This is a genomic window from Fuerstiella sp. (genome assembly GCA_022447225.1).
GTDB lineage: Bacteria > Planctomycetota > Planctomycetia > Planctomycetales > Planctomycetaceae > S139-18.
Genome location: JAKVAZ010000024.1, coordinates 1 through 15,600 on the forward strand (window position 1 = coordinate 1; position 15,600 = coordinate 15,600).

At 55.1% G+C, this 15,600-nt stretch carries 15 protein-coding genes; 5 read left to right on the forward strand and 10 right to left on the reverse strand.

The annotated features are described in order from the left end of the window. A partial coding sequence (locus MK110_19470) for a hypothetical protein (protein MCH2213483.1) occupies positions 1–284 on the forward strand: 284 nt, incomplete at its 5' end. A 12-nt stretch (positions 285–296) separates the two neighbouring features. Here the strand turns inward: MK110_19470 and MK110_19475 are convergent. The 8 genes from MK110_19475 to MK110_19510 form a co-directional block, all read right to left on the reverse strand. Continuing rightward, positions 297–1,502 (reverse strand): type II secretion system F family protein, encoded by a 1,206-nt coding sequence (locus MK110_19475; GenBank protein MCH2213484.1) that lies wholly within the window; start codon positions 1,500–1,502, stop codon positions 297–299. Between the two features lie 30 nt (positions 1,503–1,532). Further along, a complete protein-coding gene (locus MK110_19480; GenBank protein ID MCH2213485.1) occupies positions 1,533–3,026 on the reverse strand; it encodes a GspE/PulE family protein in 1,494 nt (497 codons plus the stop codon). Continuing rightward, positions 3,026–4,213, reverse strand: a complete 1,188-nt coding sequence (locus MK110_19485; GenBank protein MCH2213486.1) for a PilT/PilU family type 4a pilus ATPase — start codon at positions 4,211–4,213, stop codon at positions 3,026–3,028. Before MK110_19485 ends, MK110_19480 begins: the two co-directional genes overlap by 1 nt. A 41-nt stretch (positions 4,214–4,254) precedes the next feature. Continuing rightward, the gene (locus MK110_19490) at positions 4,255–4,881 is read right to left on the reverse strand and encodes a hypothetical protein (protein MCH2213487.1); all 627 of its coding nucleotides are present in this window, start codon (positions 4,879–4,881) and stop codon (positions 4,255–4,257) included. Continuing rightward, a complete protein-coding gene (locus MK110_19495; protein MCH2213488.1) occupies positions 4,881–6,251 on the reverse strand; it encodes a hypothetical protein in 1,371 nt (456 codons plus the stop codon). The genes MK110_19490 and MK110_19495 overlap by 1 nt, the downstream gene beginning before the upstream one ends. Positions 6,252–6,474: 223 nt before the next feature. Beyond that, positions 6,475–7,605 (reverse strand): prepilin-type N-terminal cleavage/methylation domain-containing protein, encoded by a 1,131-nt coding sequence (locus MK110_19500; protein MCH2213489.1) that lies wholly within the window; start codon positions 7,603–7,605, stop codon positions 6,475–6,477. Beyond that, a complete protein-coding gene (locus tag MK110_19505) occupies positions 7,602–8,312 on the reverse strand; it encodes a type II secretion system GspH family protein (protein ID MCH2213490.1) in 711 nt (236 codons plus the stop codon). Before MK110_19505 ends, MK110_19500 begins: the two co-directional genes overlap by 4 nt. A gap of 358 nt (positions 8,313–8,670) precedes the next feature. Then, positions 8,671–9,492 (reverse strand): type II secretion system GspH family protein, encoded by an 822-nt coding sequence (locus MK110_19510; GenBank protein ID MCH2213491.1) that lies wholly within the window; start codon positions 9,490–9,492, stop codon positions 8,671–8,673. Between the two features lie 587 nt (positions 9,493–10,079). Here MK110_19510 and MK110_19515 point away from each other — a divergent pair. Next, positions 10,080–10,649: a hypothetical protein gene (locus MK110_19515; GenBank protein ID MCH2213492.1), complete on the forward strand. Its 570-nt coding sequence runs from the start codon at positions 10,080–10,082 to the stop codon at positions 10,647–10,649. A 135-nt stretch (positions 10,650–10,784) separates the two neighbouring features. Here the strand turns inward: MK110_19515 and MK110_19520 are convergent, their stop codons facing one another. Then, positions 10,785–10,937 carry a hypothetical protein gene (locus MK110_19520; GenBank protein MCH2213493.1) on the reverse strand — a complete coding sequence of 51 codons (153 nt, stop codon included), beginning with the start codon at positions 10,935–10,937 and terminating at the stop codon, positions 10,785–10,787. Between the two features lie 316 nt (positions 10,938–11,253). Continuing rightward, the gene (locus tag MK110_19525; protein MCH2213494.1) at positions 11,254–11,727 is read right to left on the reverse strand and encodes a hypothetical protein; all 474 of its coding nucleotides are present in this window, start codon (positions 11,725–11,727) and stop codon (positions 11,254–11,256) included. Positions 11,728–11,812: 85 nt separating this feature from the next. Here MK110_19525 and MK110_19530 point away from each other — a divergent pair, with 85 nt between their 5' ends. From MK110_19530 to MK110_19540, 3 genes are all read left to right on the forward strand, one after another. Continuing rightward, entirely contained in the window at positions 11,813–12,499 is a 687-nt protein-coding gene (locus tag MK110_19530; protein ID MCH2213495.1) for a hypothetical protein, read from the forward strand. Between the two features lie 12 nt (positions 12,500–12,511). Next, the gene (locus tag MK110_19535) at positions 12,512–14,614 is read left to right on the forward strand and encodes a hypothetical protein (GenBank protein MCH2213496.1); all 2,103 of its coding nucleotides are present in this window, start codon (positions 12,512–12,514) and stop codon (positions 14,612–14,614) included. Positions 14,615–14,784: 170 nt separating this feature from the next. Beyond that, positions 14,785–15,513 carry a dihydrodipicolinate synthase family protein gene (locus tag MK110_19540; GenBank protein MCH2213497.1) on the forward strand — a complete coding sequence of 243 codons (729 nt, stop codon included), beginning with the start codon at positions 14,785–14,787 and terminating at the stop codon, positions 15,511–15,513. The last annotated feature ends 87 nt before the right edge of the window (positions 15,514–15,600 follow it).

The following is a 15,600-nucleotide window of genomic DNA, read 5'->3' on the forward strand; positions in this document are numbered from 1 at the left end:
TTGAATCCCGTATCCGACCGAAGCTGATCAAACACTGTTACGAATGTCATTCGACCGCCTCTGCCGAGGCCAAAGGCAGTTTGCTCCTGGACTCTCGTGACGGACTGCTGAAAGGCGGTGAATCCGGAGCCGTCGTTGTGCCAGGAAAACCGGCGACAGATCGTATGGAGCAAGTCACGCAACAAACCGATGACATCAAAGGTTGTCTTATACGCAATGGGATTGTTGTCTGTGCTGACGCCTGGGCATTTCACCACACGGCGGGGTCACCGGAATTCACGTGACGAAAAAAACGATCATCCCGCGACGGAGAACAGGCCCACAAAGAAGGCAATATAGACGTAGCCCACGATCGATCCGACAACGACGATGATGGCCGGCGTGACCAGAGCGCTGAGTGTCTTGATCATTGCGGAAAGCTGCGTGCGATGGAACTCGGACACCTGATCCAGAACCTCGTCCAGATTACCGCTTTCTTCCCCCACGGCGACCATTGTCGCCAACAGCGGCATATAGGCTCCGCGAACACGCAACGTGTCCGCAAGGCTTTGCCCTCTGATGATCGCATCACGAGACTTCTGAACGATCGACGCGAAGTAAGTGCTGGAGTGCATTTCCTGAACTGTAATCAGGGCTTCCAGCACAGTGACACCGCTGCTCACGAGAACGCCCATTGTCTGCGAAAACGTCAGCGTCCCGCTAATACGGAAAAGCTTGCCGATAACCGGAATACGAAACGACAACCGTTCGATCCAGAGACGGCCAGGCGGATAGAGCCAGGTCAAAACGAAAGCAATGGCAGCCATGACCATTGATCCGAAAATATACCAGCTCCATTCAGTGGTGAATCCTGAAATGGCGATGAGGGACTGAGTCATCGCAGGAAGCGGCCTGTTGAGTGATACCAGGAGCTCCGCCAGTTTCGGTAGCAGACTCGTTACGATGAATCCCGTCGCCATAAACGCGGAAAGCAGGACAAGCAGAGGGTACAGCAGTGCCGTGGCAAATTCTCGAATGGTTTCACGACGTGTCCGCATCATGTCCGCAGCACGAACGAGAACAGTCTCCTGAATACCAGTCTGTTCGCCAACTCGCACAAGCTGGGCAAGAAAATCTGGAAACCCGTTTTCCGATTCGATTGCGTCCGAGAATTGTCGGCCAGACTGTACGGTATCGATCAGGGAACTGTAAGCACGGCGAATCGCACGGCTGTCAGCCTGAGTGGAAAGTGTCTGCATGGCCGAAAGCAGGCTGATCCCGCCGCGCAGCATCACGGACAGTTGGCGAAGCGACAATTCCACCTGCACGCTGCGAGGGCCGAGGATATTTTTGAACAAGTCACGACGGCTACCGACGGCCGCCGCCAACTGTTCCTCGAGCCTGATCACAATCCAGCCGCGCGTGCGCAGTTGCGATGCAACGATTGATGCGGTGGCAGCATCGATTGCACCGGTACGTGTCTGACCCGCTTCATCGCGAGCTGTGAAGGCGAAGTTAGGCATATTGATCCGGTTTGCTCAGCAATTTTGAAATTACCATACGGCCACTGCTCCTTGTGCGTCCGAAGCCGTCACCATGCCCTGCTCGATCTTGCGGAGTGCATCTTCCGTCAGCGTGCGGCAACCTTCATTCTTCGCCAGTGTGCGCAGAGGCACCTCCTCTGTCCCTTTGGAAATCAGATGGGCCATCTCTTCACCTACCGGTAACATCTCGAAGAGCGCCGTTCGGCCGGTCTTACCGCGTCCGGCACAATAGATGCAGCTACCACTCTGCCAGGCCGTTGTGTCACGTGCATCCGGCATTCCCAGAGCGGCTGCGTGTGAAACGGTCAGCAAGGTTTTTTGGCGGCAATGCAGGCAGAGCCTGCGCACCAGCCGTTGCGCAACCGCCAGACGCAGTGTCGCGGCAACGAGGAAGGGTTGAACTCCCATGTCAATTAATCGAGTGACGGCACCGGCTGCAGTATTAGTATGCAATGTGCTGAAGACAAGGTGACCGGTCAGAGCGGCCTTGATTGCGACGTCAGCTGTTTCGGGGTCACGGATTTCACCGATCATGATCACATCGGGATCGTTTCGCAAAATCGACCGCAGCGCCTTGCTAAAGCTGACTTTGTCGGCTGAATCGACGGCCACCTGAGTGATCCCGTTCATCTCGTATTCGACGGGGTCTTCTACGGTGACAACGTGAAGCGATGTTGTTGAAATCAGCTCTCTTATCGCAGCGTACAAAGTCGTGCTTTTGCCGCTGCCGGTCGGCCCGGTCAAAAGGATCAATCCGTGGGGACGGCCGATGGCGGTTGAGAATATCTCCAGATCTTCGGCGTCCATCCCCAGGCGTGACAGTGTGAGATTCTCCATGTTGCCGGCCAGAAGGCGGAGTGTCAGCGACTCTCCTAAACGAGTCGGCAGAGTCGCGACACGAACGTCAATCGATTCGTCTCGCGACGACGTCCACGAAAATCGACCGTCCTGCGGCGAGCGACGTTCTGAGATATCCATCTCGGCCAGAATTTTGATGCGGGAACTGATTTGCGGATGCAGCTCGCTGGCAAAGTCGCGGTAGTTTTCCAGCTGTCCATCGACGCGAAGCCGGACGCGCACGTGCTCGGACAGCGGATCGATGTGGATATCGGAAGCTTCTTTCAGTGCGGCAGCCTGCAGAATCTCTTCGCAGATCTGGACAGCATCCTCGTCCCCGACCCCACGTCCGGCCGCGACACGGACCATCCCGTTTTGCGTAGCCGCTCCACCGAACGTGTTGCGAATCACAGCTTCCAGTGAAGTTTCTTCAGCTACGACAGGTTCAATGGCATGCTCGAGGTAACGCTCCACCGTATCCAGCGTCGCCACATCGGTGCGATCAACGCACGCGACCAGAACACGACCATCAATTTGGCAACACGGCAGCACTTTCTTCCGCCTCGCCAGGGAAACCGGAATTCGCAGTGCCCAACCGGGGTCGATTCGGACTGCCGCCATGTCAAGCGGTGCCAAAGTCGACAGTTCTTCACCCGCTGCGCTCATTACAAAGTCCCCGCCATATCATCGAGTTGTATTCTGGATGGCCGCAACCTGCTGGCGCGACTGAGGACCAGTTGCGGATTCCTCGCGAGGCCTTTAGCGGTTCGCTCACTGATTTGCCCCGTCCTGAGCAGCTGTGCCAGACATTCGTCGGCCGTGTACATTCCATCGTTGCGACCGGTTTCGATAATGGAGTAAATGTGCGTGTCCTTGCTTTGAGAAATCAGGTTGGCAACTGGGTTGGTGACCTTCATCACTTCGCTGACCAGAACATATTTTGATCTTGCGGCGAGCGGGTCGTCACTCACTTCCTTGAGTACTTTCTTGATCTGTGGCCCGTCTCCCATGATCAGTTTCTGTGCGACGACTGCCCGCAGGACCATTGCCAGTTGTCTGCGGATTGAGGTCTGCTCTTCGGGCTGAAAGACCGAAACGACTCGATCAATCGAACCGACACAGTCGCCTGCATGAACCGTTGCAAACACCAGATGCCCTGTTTCCGCGGCAGTGATCGCGGTACGGATTGTGTTCAGGTCGCGGATCTCACCAACCAGAATGACATCCGGATCCTGACGCATAGCGGCCACCAGCGCCTCATTGAAGTCCAGCGTATCCAGTCCAACTTCGCGCTGGTCGACCAGCGACTGCTTGCTGACATGCAGGTACTCGATGGGATCTTCAATCGTGATGATATGACCGCTCCGTGTCTGATTGATGCGATCGATCAGCGTTGCCAGCGTCGTACTTTTTCCGCTTCCCGTCGGCCCCGCGATCAACACCAACCCATGACTGTGGTTGGCAAGCTGATACAGGTCTGAAGGCAACCCCAGTTCCGGGAGCGACCGAATGCGTTCTTCCAGACGCCGAACAGCGATACTGTACTGACCTGATCGTCGAAAGATGTTGAAGCGAAAGCGGCTGCCGTCATCGGCCGAGAGGCTCCCGTCGAGTGAACCGACTTCGGGAGGGATTTTAGCATGTGTCCGCGAAGCCAGGGCCTGCGCAAGTCCGGAAAGCGTGGCTGCGTCCTGCTCAGGCCAGTCGTCCGCAGCCGCGAGACGCCCCTGCTGACGAAAGTAGGGAGGGTGGCCCGCCGACAAATGCAGATCGGAAGCTTGGCGGGCGATCGCCTCACGCAGCAGCCGCAGCAGCTGGTCTTCCGATCTTTCGTCTTCAGTCTCATTCGCCATTTTTAACCCTCGGCCCTGCGGCGCAGCCACAACGGTCTTATCTACATGAGCAATCCGACCGTCCATGAGACTGCAGGGTCTGTGGAGCGACTCGACGAATCGATCTGTTTTGCTTTTTTCAGTGTCACGCTGACCGGAATGACCCCCAAAACTTCGGGCAGCTCTTGCAACAATGCGACGATGGTGGCGTAGTCGCCAGCCACCGTCAGCTCACGAAAACTGATGGATTCTTTTGACACCAGAGACTGAAGTGTTTCAACTGACTTCCTGCGAAGAGTGGGCAGCGTGATGGAGTCCACAGGCTGATCCTGCAGGACGGCGACGCTATGCTTCCGGCAAAGAGCTGTCACAGCCCTGTGCTTTGCTGTCAGGGGCAACTGCTGAAAAGCTTCGGATTTTTCCGTCACTTCGTCATCGAACGAACTGATGGTGCGTTTCAGCTCAGCTCGGTCAACGCGCAGTTGCTGGGATTCTGCCTCCAGCTCCTGAATGACACCCGGTCCGACGAAGTTCGACACGGCACGGTCGAACTCCGTCTCGGTCTTATTGAACTCCGGCATGGCATACAACGTAATGTATAAAAAACCGATGAGCAGGATAGCGTTGGCCGGTATAAATGCCGCCACCCATTTTTCGCGCCGACTGCCGGACGTCACTTGTAGTGCCATCAATCTTCCCCCCCCTGGTCAACGGCTGAGTTTGGCAGATTCAGTGAAGACGCGACAGCGGCCTCACCCTGCGAACTCGCCTCAGATACCCTGGGCAACTGATCAACCAGTTCAATCTTGAAAGTCCAGGGACCGCCTGCTGCGATCCGGTTGGAGCCCGTGACAGAGGCGGGACGGACTGACCAGCCCACCGCAGCTAAGGTCGGCTCCAATTGCTGTACTAATTGTGTGACGGCAAAACTGCGTATTGCGCGACCGGACAGCGTCATTCCGCTGGACTTTGGCACGATTTCGTCGACCACCACGTGGGAATCCATCTGATCAGCAAGCGATCCCAGTAGTACGGCAAAGCGATCACCTTGATCCATCAACAAACGCAGGTTGTCCCCTTTGGCTGTGGTCTCCTCAGCTTCTGCACGAAGTTCTTCAAGCTCCTCCTTCAGTTCCTGAACCACCTTGTTCAAACGGTCCCTCTCGGCACGGGATTCAGCCAACCGATCGATTTGAACCTGCATTTCTGAGGTACGAGAATCCATCGTCCACGCCAATCCCCCGCAAACCAAAGCGGTCACCAGTGCAACAGCTACACCGATACGAAACCGCGTTTTATCCGAGGTTGGAATTTGCGGCGCAGGAACATGAGGAAATCCAGTGGGGGTGGCAGCCCGCGTGACCAGCCCCTGGACCCAGCGTTCAAGGACAAGCTCATCACTGAGCGATTCCAGCGAGCCCGTGTACAGGGGCGGCCGGTCTGCCGGCGTCGACTGCCAGCCAAGGTCGGGTAACTCTCCACCGAACAAAGTTCTTAACGCCTCATACCAGCGGTCGCTTGTCGATGATCGCTGGGTCACGTAGGCCCGTGGAAATCCCCCCGATTCAGCGGGTGCTGCAAACGCTCCGGCAAGCTCCGGCGTGAATTCGACCCACGGAACACCGGAGCGATCCGGGGAACTCATGCCGATTGGATTCGCGAGCAGTTCCAGTTTCCCGCCACGCACACGAACCGCCTGTGCGACGCCGGAGAGGACTTCACTGGGAACAGCCGCGCCCCAGAATCGACGAGTATCCGGCGGAACGGGCGATAATTCCACGAATCCCAGACGACTGTTGAGCGGATCGAGATCGGAAAGAGACTCCGTTTCAAACCGCAACATCTGCTCGAGTTCAGCGCCTTCCAGCCCGTAAATCGAACGTTCATCCAGGTCGATGACGCCGGTCCAGAAGTCGTCGGCAATCACGAATGTCTTTTGCGCCGGTTTCTTTCCGGTTAGCCCGCATGCCAGTTCGACGGCAATCGGTAATGTCGTTCCGATTGGCCGCGTTTCCCTGCTCAGCCGGACAACCTGATCACCGCGCACATCGGCACGCATCACTTGACCAGCCGTGATGATCAGAAAGGTCGAATTGTGTCCGCCAAAGGAAAACAAAGGTCACTCTTTCATTATCTGTATTGGTCTGTTACGTCCGAACTCTCGGTTTGTGTGCCACTGGCGGTGCCAGAGTGGCTTCTGTTGGGTGTTGAGTTCGCAATGCTCTTGTGGAGCCAGTGGCTCCGGCAATATTAGGTTCTGTTCAATTGTCCAAAATTATCGGTCAGTTGTTGATCGTTAGTTCCAGTGGTGGATTCCTGGAATACAGCTGAAACGTCATCGGAAGACTAACCTTGGCCGGGTCAGTCCCATTTTCGTCTCCAAAGTCGTTCGTCGAGTCCGGGCCATCGTCATAGTAAGCCCTGATCACTCGTGTTCCGACTGGAAATTCGAAGTCTCCACCGGAACCATCGTCAAAAACGAAATCGAAAACATGGTGCGTTGAATGAATCGTGGCATTCACTGACAGCGTAGCACGCTGTACGGAAAACTGCCCAGCCATTGTCGGGTTTGGGTAGTACAGCTGCACAATCGTCTTTCCCAGTGCCGTCGTTGCGATCCCTTCGATGTCCTTGTCGACATAAACTTTTCCGGCGACGCTGCCGCTCAGTTGCGATTCCTTCAGCCCTAACTGATTCTCGAAATCCAGCACCGAGTTCTGAATGATTGCCGGGAGGTCGGAGTCATAATCCATACCATCCGCGGCGTTATCGCGTCCCAAACTCCGTACACCGAATATAGAAACACCTGCTACGGTCACGTCGAGTTCTTCGTCCTTGTTGGAGTCCCCATCTGCATCGTTCACATCCAGTGTTCGCAGATGCGAATAACCGCCTGCATCGGAAACGAGATTCGTTCCCCAGCCATCGGTCAGAGACGCGGCTCCAACAGGCATATTCAGGTACGGGCCCTGCCATCCCATTCCAAGCGTAACCGTCGAGTCACCGTAAACATCCTGCCCATCAGCGCTCTTAGGATTCACCACATTAACGGTGGCAGCCTGGACATTCCTGAAAGTTGCCAGATTGGTCGTGGTCGGCGAATTGTCCCATAGTTCTCGAGCCGACAATGTCGAGAGTGATTCCGGGTAGGCCACCGGAAGACGCCCCATATCCGGATAAAATCCGGACAACAGAACCTGCCCAGCACCGGTGTTACGCTCACTGAGAATTGCGTCTCGTACCGACTCAACGGACTGCTGTGTTGTTTCGAACCGTGTCTGGTCAACCTGAACGTCCACCATGTTCAGCGCTGCGGTCGCCAGGACGGCAAGGATCACCAACACCAGTACCAGTTCGATCAGCGTGAAGCCGCGAAATCGAGGTCGCTGAATCGGATTGGTTCGATTCCTCATGGCTCGATCCCCAGATAAACCACCACATCGTCGGTCAAATCATTCTGATATGCCGTCGCATAGTCCTCAGATGTCAGGTTCTCATCGAAAGCCCAATCAATGGTGCCATTTGGCCCGGCTGACACGAGCCGCGCTGCCCGTGCTTCGTTCGCCGTAATCACATTGTCGATATTGAAGTCAATTTGCAGCACAATCGGATTACCCCAGGCGTCGATGAATCCAGAATCTCCTGCGTCTCCATACGTCGCCGTGAAATTGTCGTCACTCCACCTGATGTCTGGCGTGCGATGAATTGTTGTGATATCGGGATAGGTTCCGGTCGGCTGCGTCGCATACGGACCACGCCAGCCAATCTTCGTCACAGGGTGAAACCGCGGCGTTTCCGCCCGCGCGGGCTCCAATGAGAGCAGTTCTGTGCGCGTTAAGAAAACTTGGTGGAGCGTTCGCGGCAAACGATATGGGACATGTCCCATATCTGCCCAGAGGCCGGTTCTGGTCCCCGAGCTCAAGAAGATGTCGCGTATAGCCAGCATGGTGGTCTCAGTGACAATTCTTCGCTGGCTCTTGCTGCCTGTCGGCGTTGAGATCTGACTCAACCCGCCGATCATTGGCGCAACCAAGCCCGCAAGGATCGCAAGAATTATCACGACAAGTACGAGTTCTATCAGCGTGAAGCCGCGGCGATTTGTTTGTTCCAGGTTCCGCATTTCACCTGTCCAACGTACAAGAAACAAACGGCTACCCTACAGGCGTAGCGGGGGCTCGATATGCCGTCAAACTGAAAACGTGATGCACGGGGCCATGAAAGACGGCTGGTGCCATTATACCCGACACATTCCATACCTGATGGCGTCAAACTGAAAACGTGATGCCCGGGGCCATGAAAGACGGCTGGTTCCATTATACCCGACACATTCCGCACCTCACGACACTTCGGGGTAAGAATAAGAAAACGAGGGGGCAGGCATCCCACCCCCTCGTATAAACCTCAAGCAATCATCACTGAGCCATTATTCTGGAGTAGTACTCTGCCAAAATTCAGCCAGTGCATGAGCCGTTTCATCATTACTCAGGGTTGGTGCTCTGCCAGAACTCAGAAAGTGCGTTGTTTGCACTACGGCCTTTGGCATTGATCACTCCCCGCAACTGTGCTCGCTGCCCCGAACGTGGATCGTAGACAGCGAAGACAGCTACAAATCGGTTGTACTGGGCCGAGGCGTTGACACGAGGATCCATTGGTGCGGATTGCATGGTCTTGCCTACCAGGTCGCAGTTCGGACCAATTCCCATTGCAATGTGCTTGACCGCGGTTTCTGCGGGCCACTCAGCTGGGTCGACTCCGTACCACTCTGTGAACAGAGCTGCTCCACCGCTGGTCGATCGGTCGATTGTCGCATAGACGTTAGGACCGCCAGAACTCAGTACGCGTTCGACGAGGCCGCTGTTTCCTGGATTGCCCTGCAGCCAAGAACCGTCATCTGTATGGTCATAGACGTGGTCGATCGCTTTGATGCTTTGAGTGAAATCTCCGCTGAGCGACTCGAGTTGGATAACACTACCTATCCCGTCGTGACCAAAAGATGTTGCGCTAGCGATTGTGGCGGTCGGATCAACACCACCAGCTCCACCGCTGGCATCCAACAACAGTGAATCCAGGTGTGATGGGTACGCGTTGTTGCCATAAGTCGTGCGAAAGAACTCAAGGTTCGAAGCGACTGCGGCCTGGATGTTTGCTTGAGCACCGTAGTTGGCGCTTCGGCGAAGCCAGCCCACGACGGGTACTGCAAGGCCTGCAACAATCGCGAGAATCATGATCACCATGACCAGCTCGATGAGGGTGAACCCGCTACGTCGCGAGTTCATTTTTTTGCTGTAAAACTTCTTCACGTTTTTCTCTCCTGAAAGAATTTGGAATGCGGGAGTTCCCAACGAACTCTCGCAGGATGAACCAGCAGCCCAATCGTGGGAACTCGCACCCAGTCATGCGGCGGTGACGTCCATCATCCATGTTTCGCGGTTGCTTCGTGCAGCTCGACACCGTCCTGACCGCTCAACGAGCAATCTGGTGGGCTAGGAAAAATGCGGGGTGGCTTATAGGATATTTACGTTATTTGGCTAAAGCCGCATCTTGCCAAATCGTTGAGACTAAGTCTCAATCTCGATCGGCATAGTAGTCACAGCAGGACTCGTTGCAACATGATTCAGTGGGATTTACTGAGATTTCCTCAGACTCATTGCCGCGACCACAGGATCATGACTTAATACTTGATTAAGACAGAGGCACCTTGGCAGAATCGCCTCGTTTCCCACTACGGAGGTGACTCAGAAGGATTGATCCCTTGCTTACGCATTGAGTCGCCCTAGCAAACTCCAACTTAATCCGATTGGGCCATGAACAGATACACGCTTTATCTGCCAGCCAAATCGAAGACCAGAACCCATTCAATTGAGTTAACAAACAACGGAACTGCCCAATGAATATCGAAAGAATTGCCATCCCGATTGTTGCTGGCTGCCTGCTTTCCACCGCCGTTTCATATGCTCAGGACACAACTGCAGAGGCAACCGCTCCCGTCGATCCGACAGCTCAATCCGATCAGTTTCGCGAAATTGCTGATCTGCTGAGAGAGGCAGACCGTGTCAAGAAAGTCCTGAGCGACAACGAAAAACTGCAGAAGCGGGTCACTGACCTGATCACCCAGAATCAGCAACTGACAGAAGCGGTAGAGTCAGCTCAGGCGGATAACGCCAAGCTGGCCAAGGCGGTTGAGAATGTTCTCTCCCAGAACAAAAAGCTGGAAACGAGTCTCGAAGATGTTTCTGAAGTCGAGATTCAGGGGCTTCTGTTGAGTGAGGAAAAGGGCGCATCGACCGCTATTCTGAAGATTGCCGGGGGCATTCAGGTAGTCAGTGAAGGGGATGAACTCGTGACTGCGATGGGTGCCAATCGCAGGGTCGGCCAGGTCGTTCTGGTCAAAGAAATTGGAAAGAAAGGCGTGCAGCTTGAAATGGTCAAGTCCCGGAAGACCGTGCTTATTCGGTAAGCGAATGCTGCCGCTTCGCGTTATCCCTGGGCCGAACGAATTTTCTGAAAACGCAGCGGCACCGAGTCTTTATCGGACGAATCAGTCCCTCACAGACGTTTTGGGTTACCGGCATTGCAGCGCAGGTTTCAACGCCTAACGAGAGACAACGTTGGCCAGCGTGCTATAGGCGACGGCCAACAGAAGCACCGGCAGCATGTCAACAACAATCACCCCACTGAACGCGATCAGGGCCACCACAGCGGCCGGCAACCTTTTGACGGGCAGGGGTTCAAATCGCTTGTTCACGGCGAACCTCAATCCTTGATACCGTGTTGTGTCGCTCCACCGCTTCGCGGCTGTTTCTCAGCTGTCTGGTTGATCTTATCGGGATGTCTCGCGATCGGTTGATGCCAGCTTGTACCAATTGTGCGGATTCTGCGCACATGAGATCGGGTTTCAACGCGGCAGCACCATTGTATTGAGACGGCGTCGCGACTGGAAAAATCACATTGCGGCTTGAATTTCTTATCTCTCGCCAGGCAGAAGGCTCGGCGCAGACAAGCCTGTCGGCACAAGCGATTTGACCCGTGTGACGCATACTTTCGGGATAACCGGTCAAGTTTCACACATCTTCTGGACGATTTAATTGGCAACGCAAGCCACCGTGGAGGGCGAGGGCTTTCCGTACTAAGACGCCCTTGGCAGCCAGCGCATACATGACTTTCCGATGCAGTGTTCCACTGCTCGACTTCAATGCACTGTGCTCGCAAAAGTAATTGCGCGTTTTTACAGGAGTACCAAAGGCGATGCTCCACCTGTCGAAATTCACGGCAGTTCTAATGGCATCGTTCGCTGCCGGCTGTTCCGCGGTTGGCACCCACCAGGAAATGGCTAAATCCAGTTCCGCCGAAGCAATTCTAGCGAATACCCGGTCCATCGACGCCCGCAACACTGCGAATCCCGTGCGCGTTGCCAGATCCGATCCGGCTTCCACCGCGGATGGCTCGTCGATGCCTACCACGGCGTCCCAGCGGGGGACTCGATCTGAGACTCCGGCCAGACCGAGGCGTCGCCCGAAATCTGTGCAGCCCCACACAAACGTGGCAGAGCAGGCTGCTCGTCTCCCGGATGAGCTTTCAGAATCTCGTGGACAAAGTCCGGGAACGGACAGCGTTAGAACGATGAATGTGCCAGGAAATTCTCGCGGCGGCGGCAGTCGCAAGCCGGGACAGGTAAGAACGTCGCCCCCCCCCACAGTGCGGATCAGAGTTTCCGATGGTAAGATTGACCACATTCTGTTGCCGTCCGCAGATCACAAACCCGCTAACTATGCGACTGACTCATCGGCGATCACCTCGCCACGCCGGACTGTAATCTCAAAATCTGAATCGGAAATTCGACTGGTCAGTCACGAATCCGAAGCAGAACCGGGCAACACTCAACCTGTTTCGGAAGCGATTCAGGCCATTTTTTCCGGAAGTTCGGTGGCTGGGAATACGCCACAGCCTCAACACTGTGGTGAAACCACCGGGCAGGCAGTTACGGAACCAGCTGCGCCGGTCTCAGCTGAGGTACAACCAACGTTTGCACCGTCACTGCCTCAGCAACTGGCGACGAGTGTCGACAAGCCTGTTCTGAATTCGCCCCCCAATTCCGACTCAATCGTGACGTTTCGTGGAGCGATCAAGTCATTTGGAGGAGGCTTTGCCGCTCAACTTCATATTGAAGGGCCGGGAACTTTCACCGTACATGCCGGTGATGAGGTTCCGCTGTCGCTCGACGGCAGCCAGCTAACTTTCACAGTTGAAGAAATCACGAACGACTCAGTACGTCTTAAGTCTTCTGAAGCCGTACTAATTATAAAATAGAACACATTCCCCATGATCATTCGAATCTCAATTCGTAACGTGCTTGCCGCCAGCCTGGCATCATTCAGCCTCCTGTCGACGCTCGTGCATGCTCAGCCGGAACCCGGTGCTGCTCCCCCCTTATCGAATGGCTCCCCGATGAGTCAGAACGAAGATAAGGCGAACGGTAGAAAAGCCGTGCGGCAAACGAAAGAGCCGGCCGTTCCTGGCGAAGAGCACATCATCGAGCGGTTTGAGCTGAAGAACGGATCAAGGGTCAGTGACGCAGTCAGACTGATTGCCGAGGCATCTGGCTTGAACGTCGTTGCGACAACCGAAGCTGGCGAGACTAATGTCACCCTGTTTCTTAAGGATGTGACTGCTCGACAAGCCGTCGAGATTCTGGCTCAGGTAACAGGGCTCTGGTTCCGAACTGACCCGGAAACACGGACCCTTCGAATTCTGACGATCGACGAATACCAGGACGATCTGGTCGTCTATCGAAAAGACGTCACGCGCATCTTCCAGTTGCAACATCCCAATGCCGTCAGTGCAGCACTTGCCGTACGCAATCTCTATCCCGGTCGAGTGATGATGTCAATTACGCCAATCAATGATGATTTCATTCTGTCTGCAGTAGGCTCGCAGTCGCTTCAGGGGCTCCGTTTTGGAGCAGGAGGACTCGGCGGTGGTGGTGGATTCGGCGGTGGTGGATTCGGCGGTGGTGGATTCGGCGGTGGTGGATTCGGCGGTGGTGGATTCGGCGGTGGCCTCGGGGGTGGTGGCCTCAACCAGTTCAACCTGAACCGTCAGCTTCAGGAGGACCTTGCGGATAACCCGCTCACCGCTTCGCAGCTTCGTCAGCTGGATGCGCTGCGTCTTGCTGCCGGCGACGAACCGGGACGCGTCTCGACGGGAACTCTTGGGGAACTGACCAGTGACGAACCCCCCATTTTTGTCAGTTATGTGCAGCAGCATAACCTGCTGATTGTCCGGACCAGTGACGAAACTGCGGTCGAAGAAATCGCCAAACTGATCGACGAAATCGACCGACCAACTCCGCAGGTGCTTCTGGAGATGAAGATTCTGGAAGTCACGCTGGACGACAACTTCCGGTCAATCTTCGACTTCGATTACACGGATAGCGGCGGGACTCCCAACGCAGGGTTTGGAGCAAACGCCACGCTGACAGGAGCAAATTCCATCCAGAATGTGCTCGGCGTCGGCAATTTTCCTCTTGAAGGTGGCCAGCTTCTCTACCAGTTTCTTGATAACAATATTCGCGCCAGAATTCAGTTCCTCGCCGAGGACAACCGGATCAACGTCGTCGGCACCCCCATGATCATGGCATCTAACAATCGGATTGCCAGAATCTTTGTCGGTGAAGAACGTGTCCTGACAACAGATATCAATGTCATCACCAACCAGAATCAGACTAACACGCTGCAGGCTTTCGACCCAGTAACAGAAGTGCGCGACATCGGAAACACGCTGATCATTCAGCCGAAGATCAACGCCGATCGAACAGTGACGCTGACAATCATCCAGGAGTCGTCAACGCCAATCGAAGATGGGGCCACGATTCCGGTTTCCGGAACGAACGGGACTGACGAAGTTCCCGTCGACACTGTGAACACGGCGACGTTGCAGGCAACCGTCGTGGCCAAGGACAAACTGACGACGGCCGTTGGGGGACTGATTCGAACGACAGTCGCAAGTCGAGTTCAAAAAGTGCCCTGGCTGGGCGATCTGAAGTACGTCGGGCGGGCATTCCGACGGGAGACCCGCCAACGGCTCAAGACGGAACTCGTGCTGCTCATCACGCCACGGATTCTTGAAACCGGTATGGAGGCTGAGGCAACCACAAGCGAACGACTGGCAGTCCTGTCGAATCACCCGTATGTTCAGGAAGGCGATTCGTCACTTGAAAAATATCTCTACGATCCAGAGTGGTATCATCATGAACCCTGGAATCCGGCGACGCCGCCCTTTTTGATGTCGAATACCTTGTTCGAAGGTGCTATGAGGCCCGCTTTGCAGGAAAGCTGGAGCGAAACGGTGCCCAACTACGTTGAACCAAACACATCCCCGGCCACCGAGCCTGCTGTGCCACCGGTTCCTGCCTCTGATCAGTGATTGTTGGAAAGCCATCGTCCGCACAGGTCAGGTTTCAACATACCTGCTTCACCCATCCTGAGTTCGGAGTGGTGGTGATTCCTGCAATGTGAACACGCCGAGACCTCAGATGCATCACGGCCTGCACATAAAATGTCACCAGAGCGTTGCGTGTACGCGCTGACACCGTCGTGAAGTCTGTCGAAAAGAACCAACCCCATGGAGCCTTCAGAAACGTCGGTGATCAGGGGCTGGCTCAATTGCGTGTGCTTTCAGTACAGACGGATCTGATCCATCAGCATGGAGGCACGCCGGTCATCTTTCCGTCTTACGGACTCACTCAGCAGTCCGACGAGGACATCGTGGACGCCTACCGACAGATTGCAGCCGGCTGCGATCACTTCATCGGGTTCGAACTCAGCAAAGCATTTGCTCCATTCGGAAAAATCTATTCCCTCAATGTCTACCGGGAACTCCTGCAGATTTCACAATGTGAGGGTGCAAAGCATTCGTCCCTGCAAAGAATTCCCGAATGGGAACGTCTCCAGCTTCGCGACGAAGTCCGTCCCGATTTTAAGGTGTTTACCGGTAACGATCTCGCCATCGATATGGTGAAGTACGGCAGCGATTACCTGCTGGGACTCAGCAGTTTTGCACCTGATCTGTTCGCTCTCCGCGATTCCTGGTGGCAGTCCGGTGACGGTCGGTTCTATGAACTGAACGATGCCCTCCAGTACCTGAGCGAATTCACATTTCGGTCCCCGGTGCCTGCCTACCGACACTCCTGTGCTCAGTTTCTCAGGCTTCGCGGTCAGATCACCGACTGTGAACCACCAAAGGGAGCCCCATGCCGGCCGGCCGGCGATCTGGAGACTCTGCAAAAGCTGCTGACCCGGCTGAAGGATGTCAGCAGCCGCTGAATTCAAACTCTGTATACAATCAGCGTGCAAACTTTGACATAATCAAAGGATGACCCGACACCTCTTTACCTTTGGTTTGTTCACCGT

What these genes read in the sequence shown, in the direction of transcription:
- MK110_19530 (MCH2213495.1), top strand. Translation starts at nt 11,813, where the DNA reads ATGAATGTGCCAGGAAATTCTCGCGGCGGCGGCAGTCGCAAGCCGGGA.
- MK110_19475 (MCH2213484.1), bottom strand. Translation starts at nt 1,502, where the DNA reads ATGCCTAACTTCGCCTTCACAGCTCGCGATGAAGCGGGTCAGACACGT.
- MK110_19485 (MCH2213486.1), bottom strand. Translation starts at nt 4,213, where the DNA reads ATGGCGAATGAGACTGAAGACGAAAGATCGGAAGACCAGCTGCTGCGG.
- MK110_19515 (MCH2213492.1), top strand. Translation starts at nt 10,080, where the DNA reads ATGAATATCGAAAGAATTGCCATCCCGATTGTTGCTGGCTGCCTGCTT.
- MK110_19490 (MCH2213487.1), bottom strand. Translation starts at nt 4,881, where the DNA reads ATGGCACTACAAGTGACGTCCGGCAGTCGGCGCGAAAAATGGGTGGCG.
- MK110_19505 (MCH2213490.1), bottom strand. Translation starts at nt 8,312, where the DNA reads ATGCGGAACCTGGAACAAACAAATCGCCGCGGCTTCACGCTGATAGAA.
- MK110_19535 (MCH2213496.1), top strand. Translation starts at nt 12,512, where the DNA reads ATGATCATTCGAATCTCAATTCGTAACGTGCTTGCCGCCAGCCTGGCA.
- MK110_19495 (MCH2213488.1), bottom strand. Translation starts at nt 6,251, where the DNA reads ATGCGTGCCGATGTGCGCGGTGATCAGGTTGTCCGGCTGAGCAGGGAA.
- MK110_19480 (MCH2213485.1), bottom strand. Translation starts at nt 3,026, where the DNA reads ATGAGCGCAGCGGGTGAAGAACTGTCGACTTTGGCACCGCTTGACATG.
- MK110_19500 (MCH2213489.1), bottom strand. Translation starts at nt 7,605, where the DNA reads ATGAGGAATCGAACCAATCCGATTCAGCGACCTCGATTTCGCGGCTTC.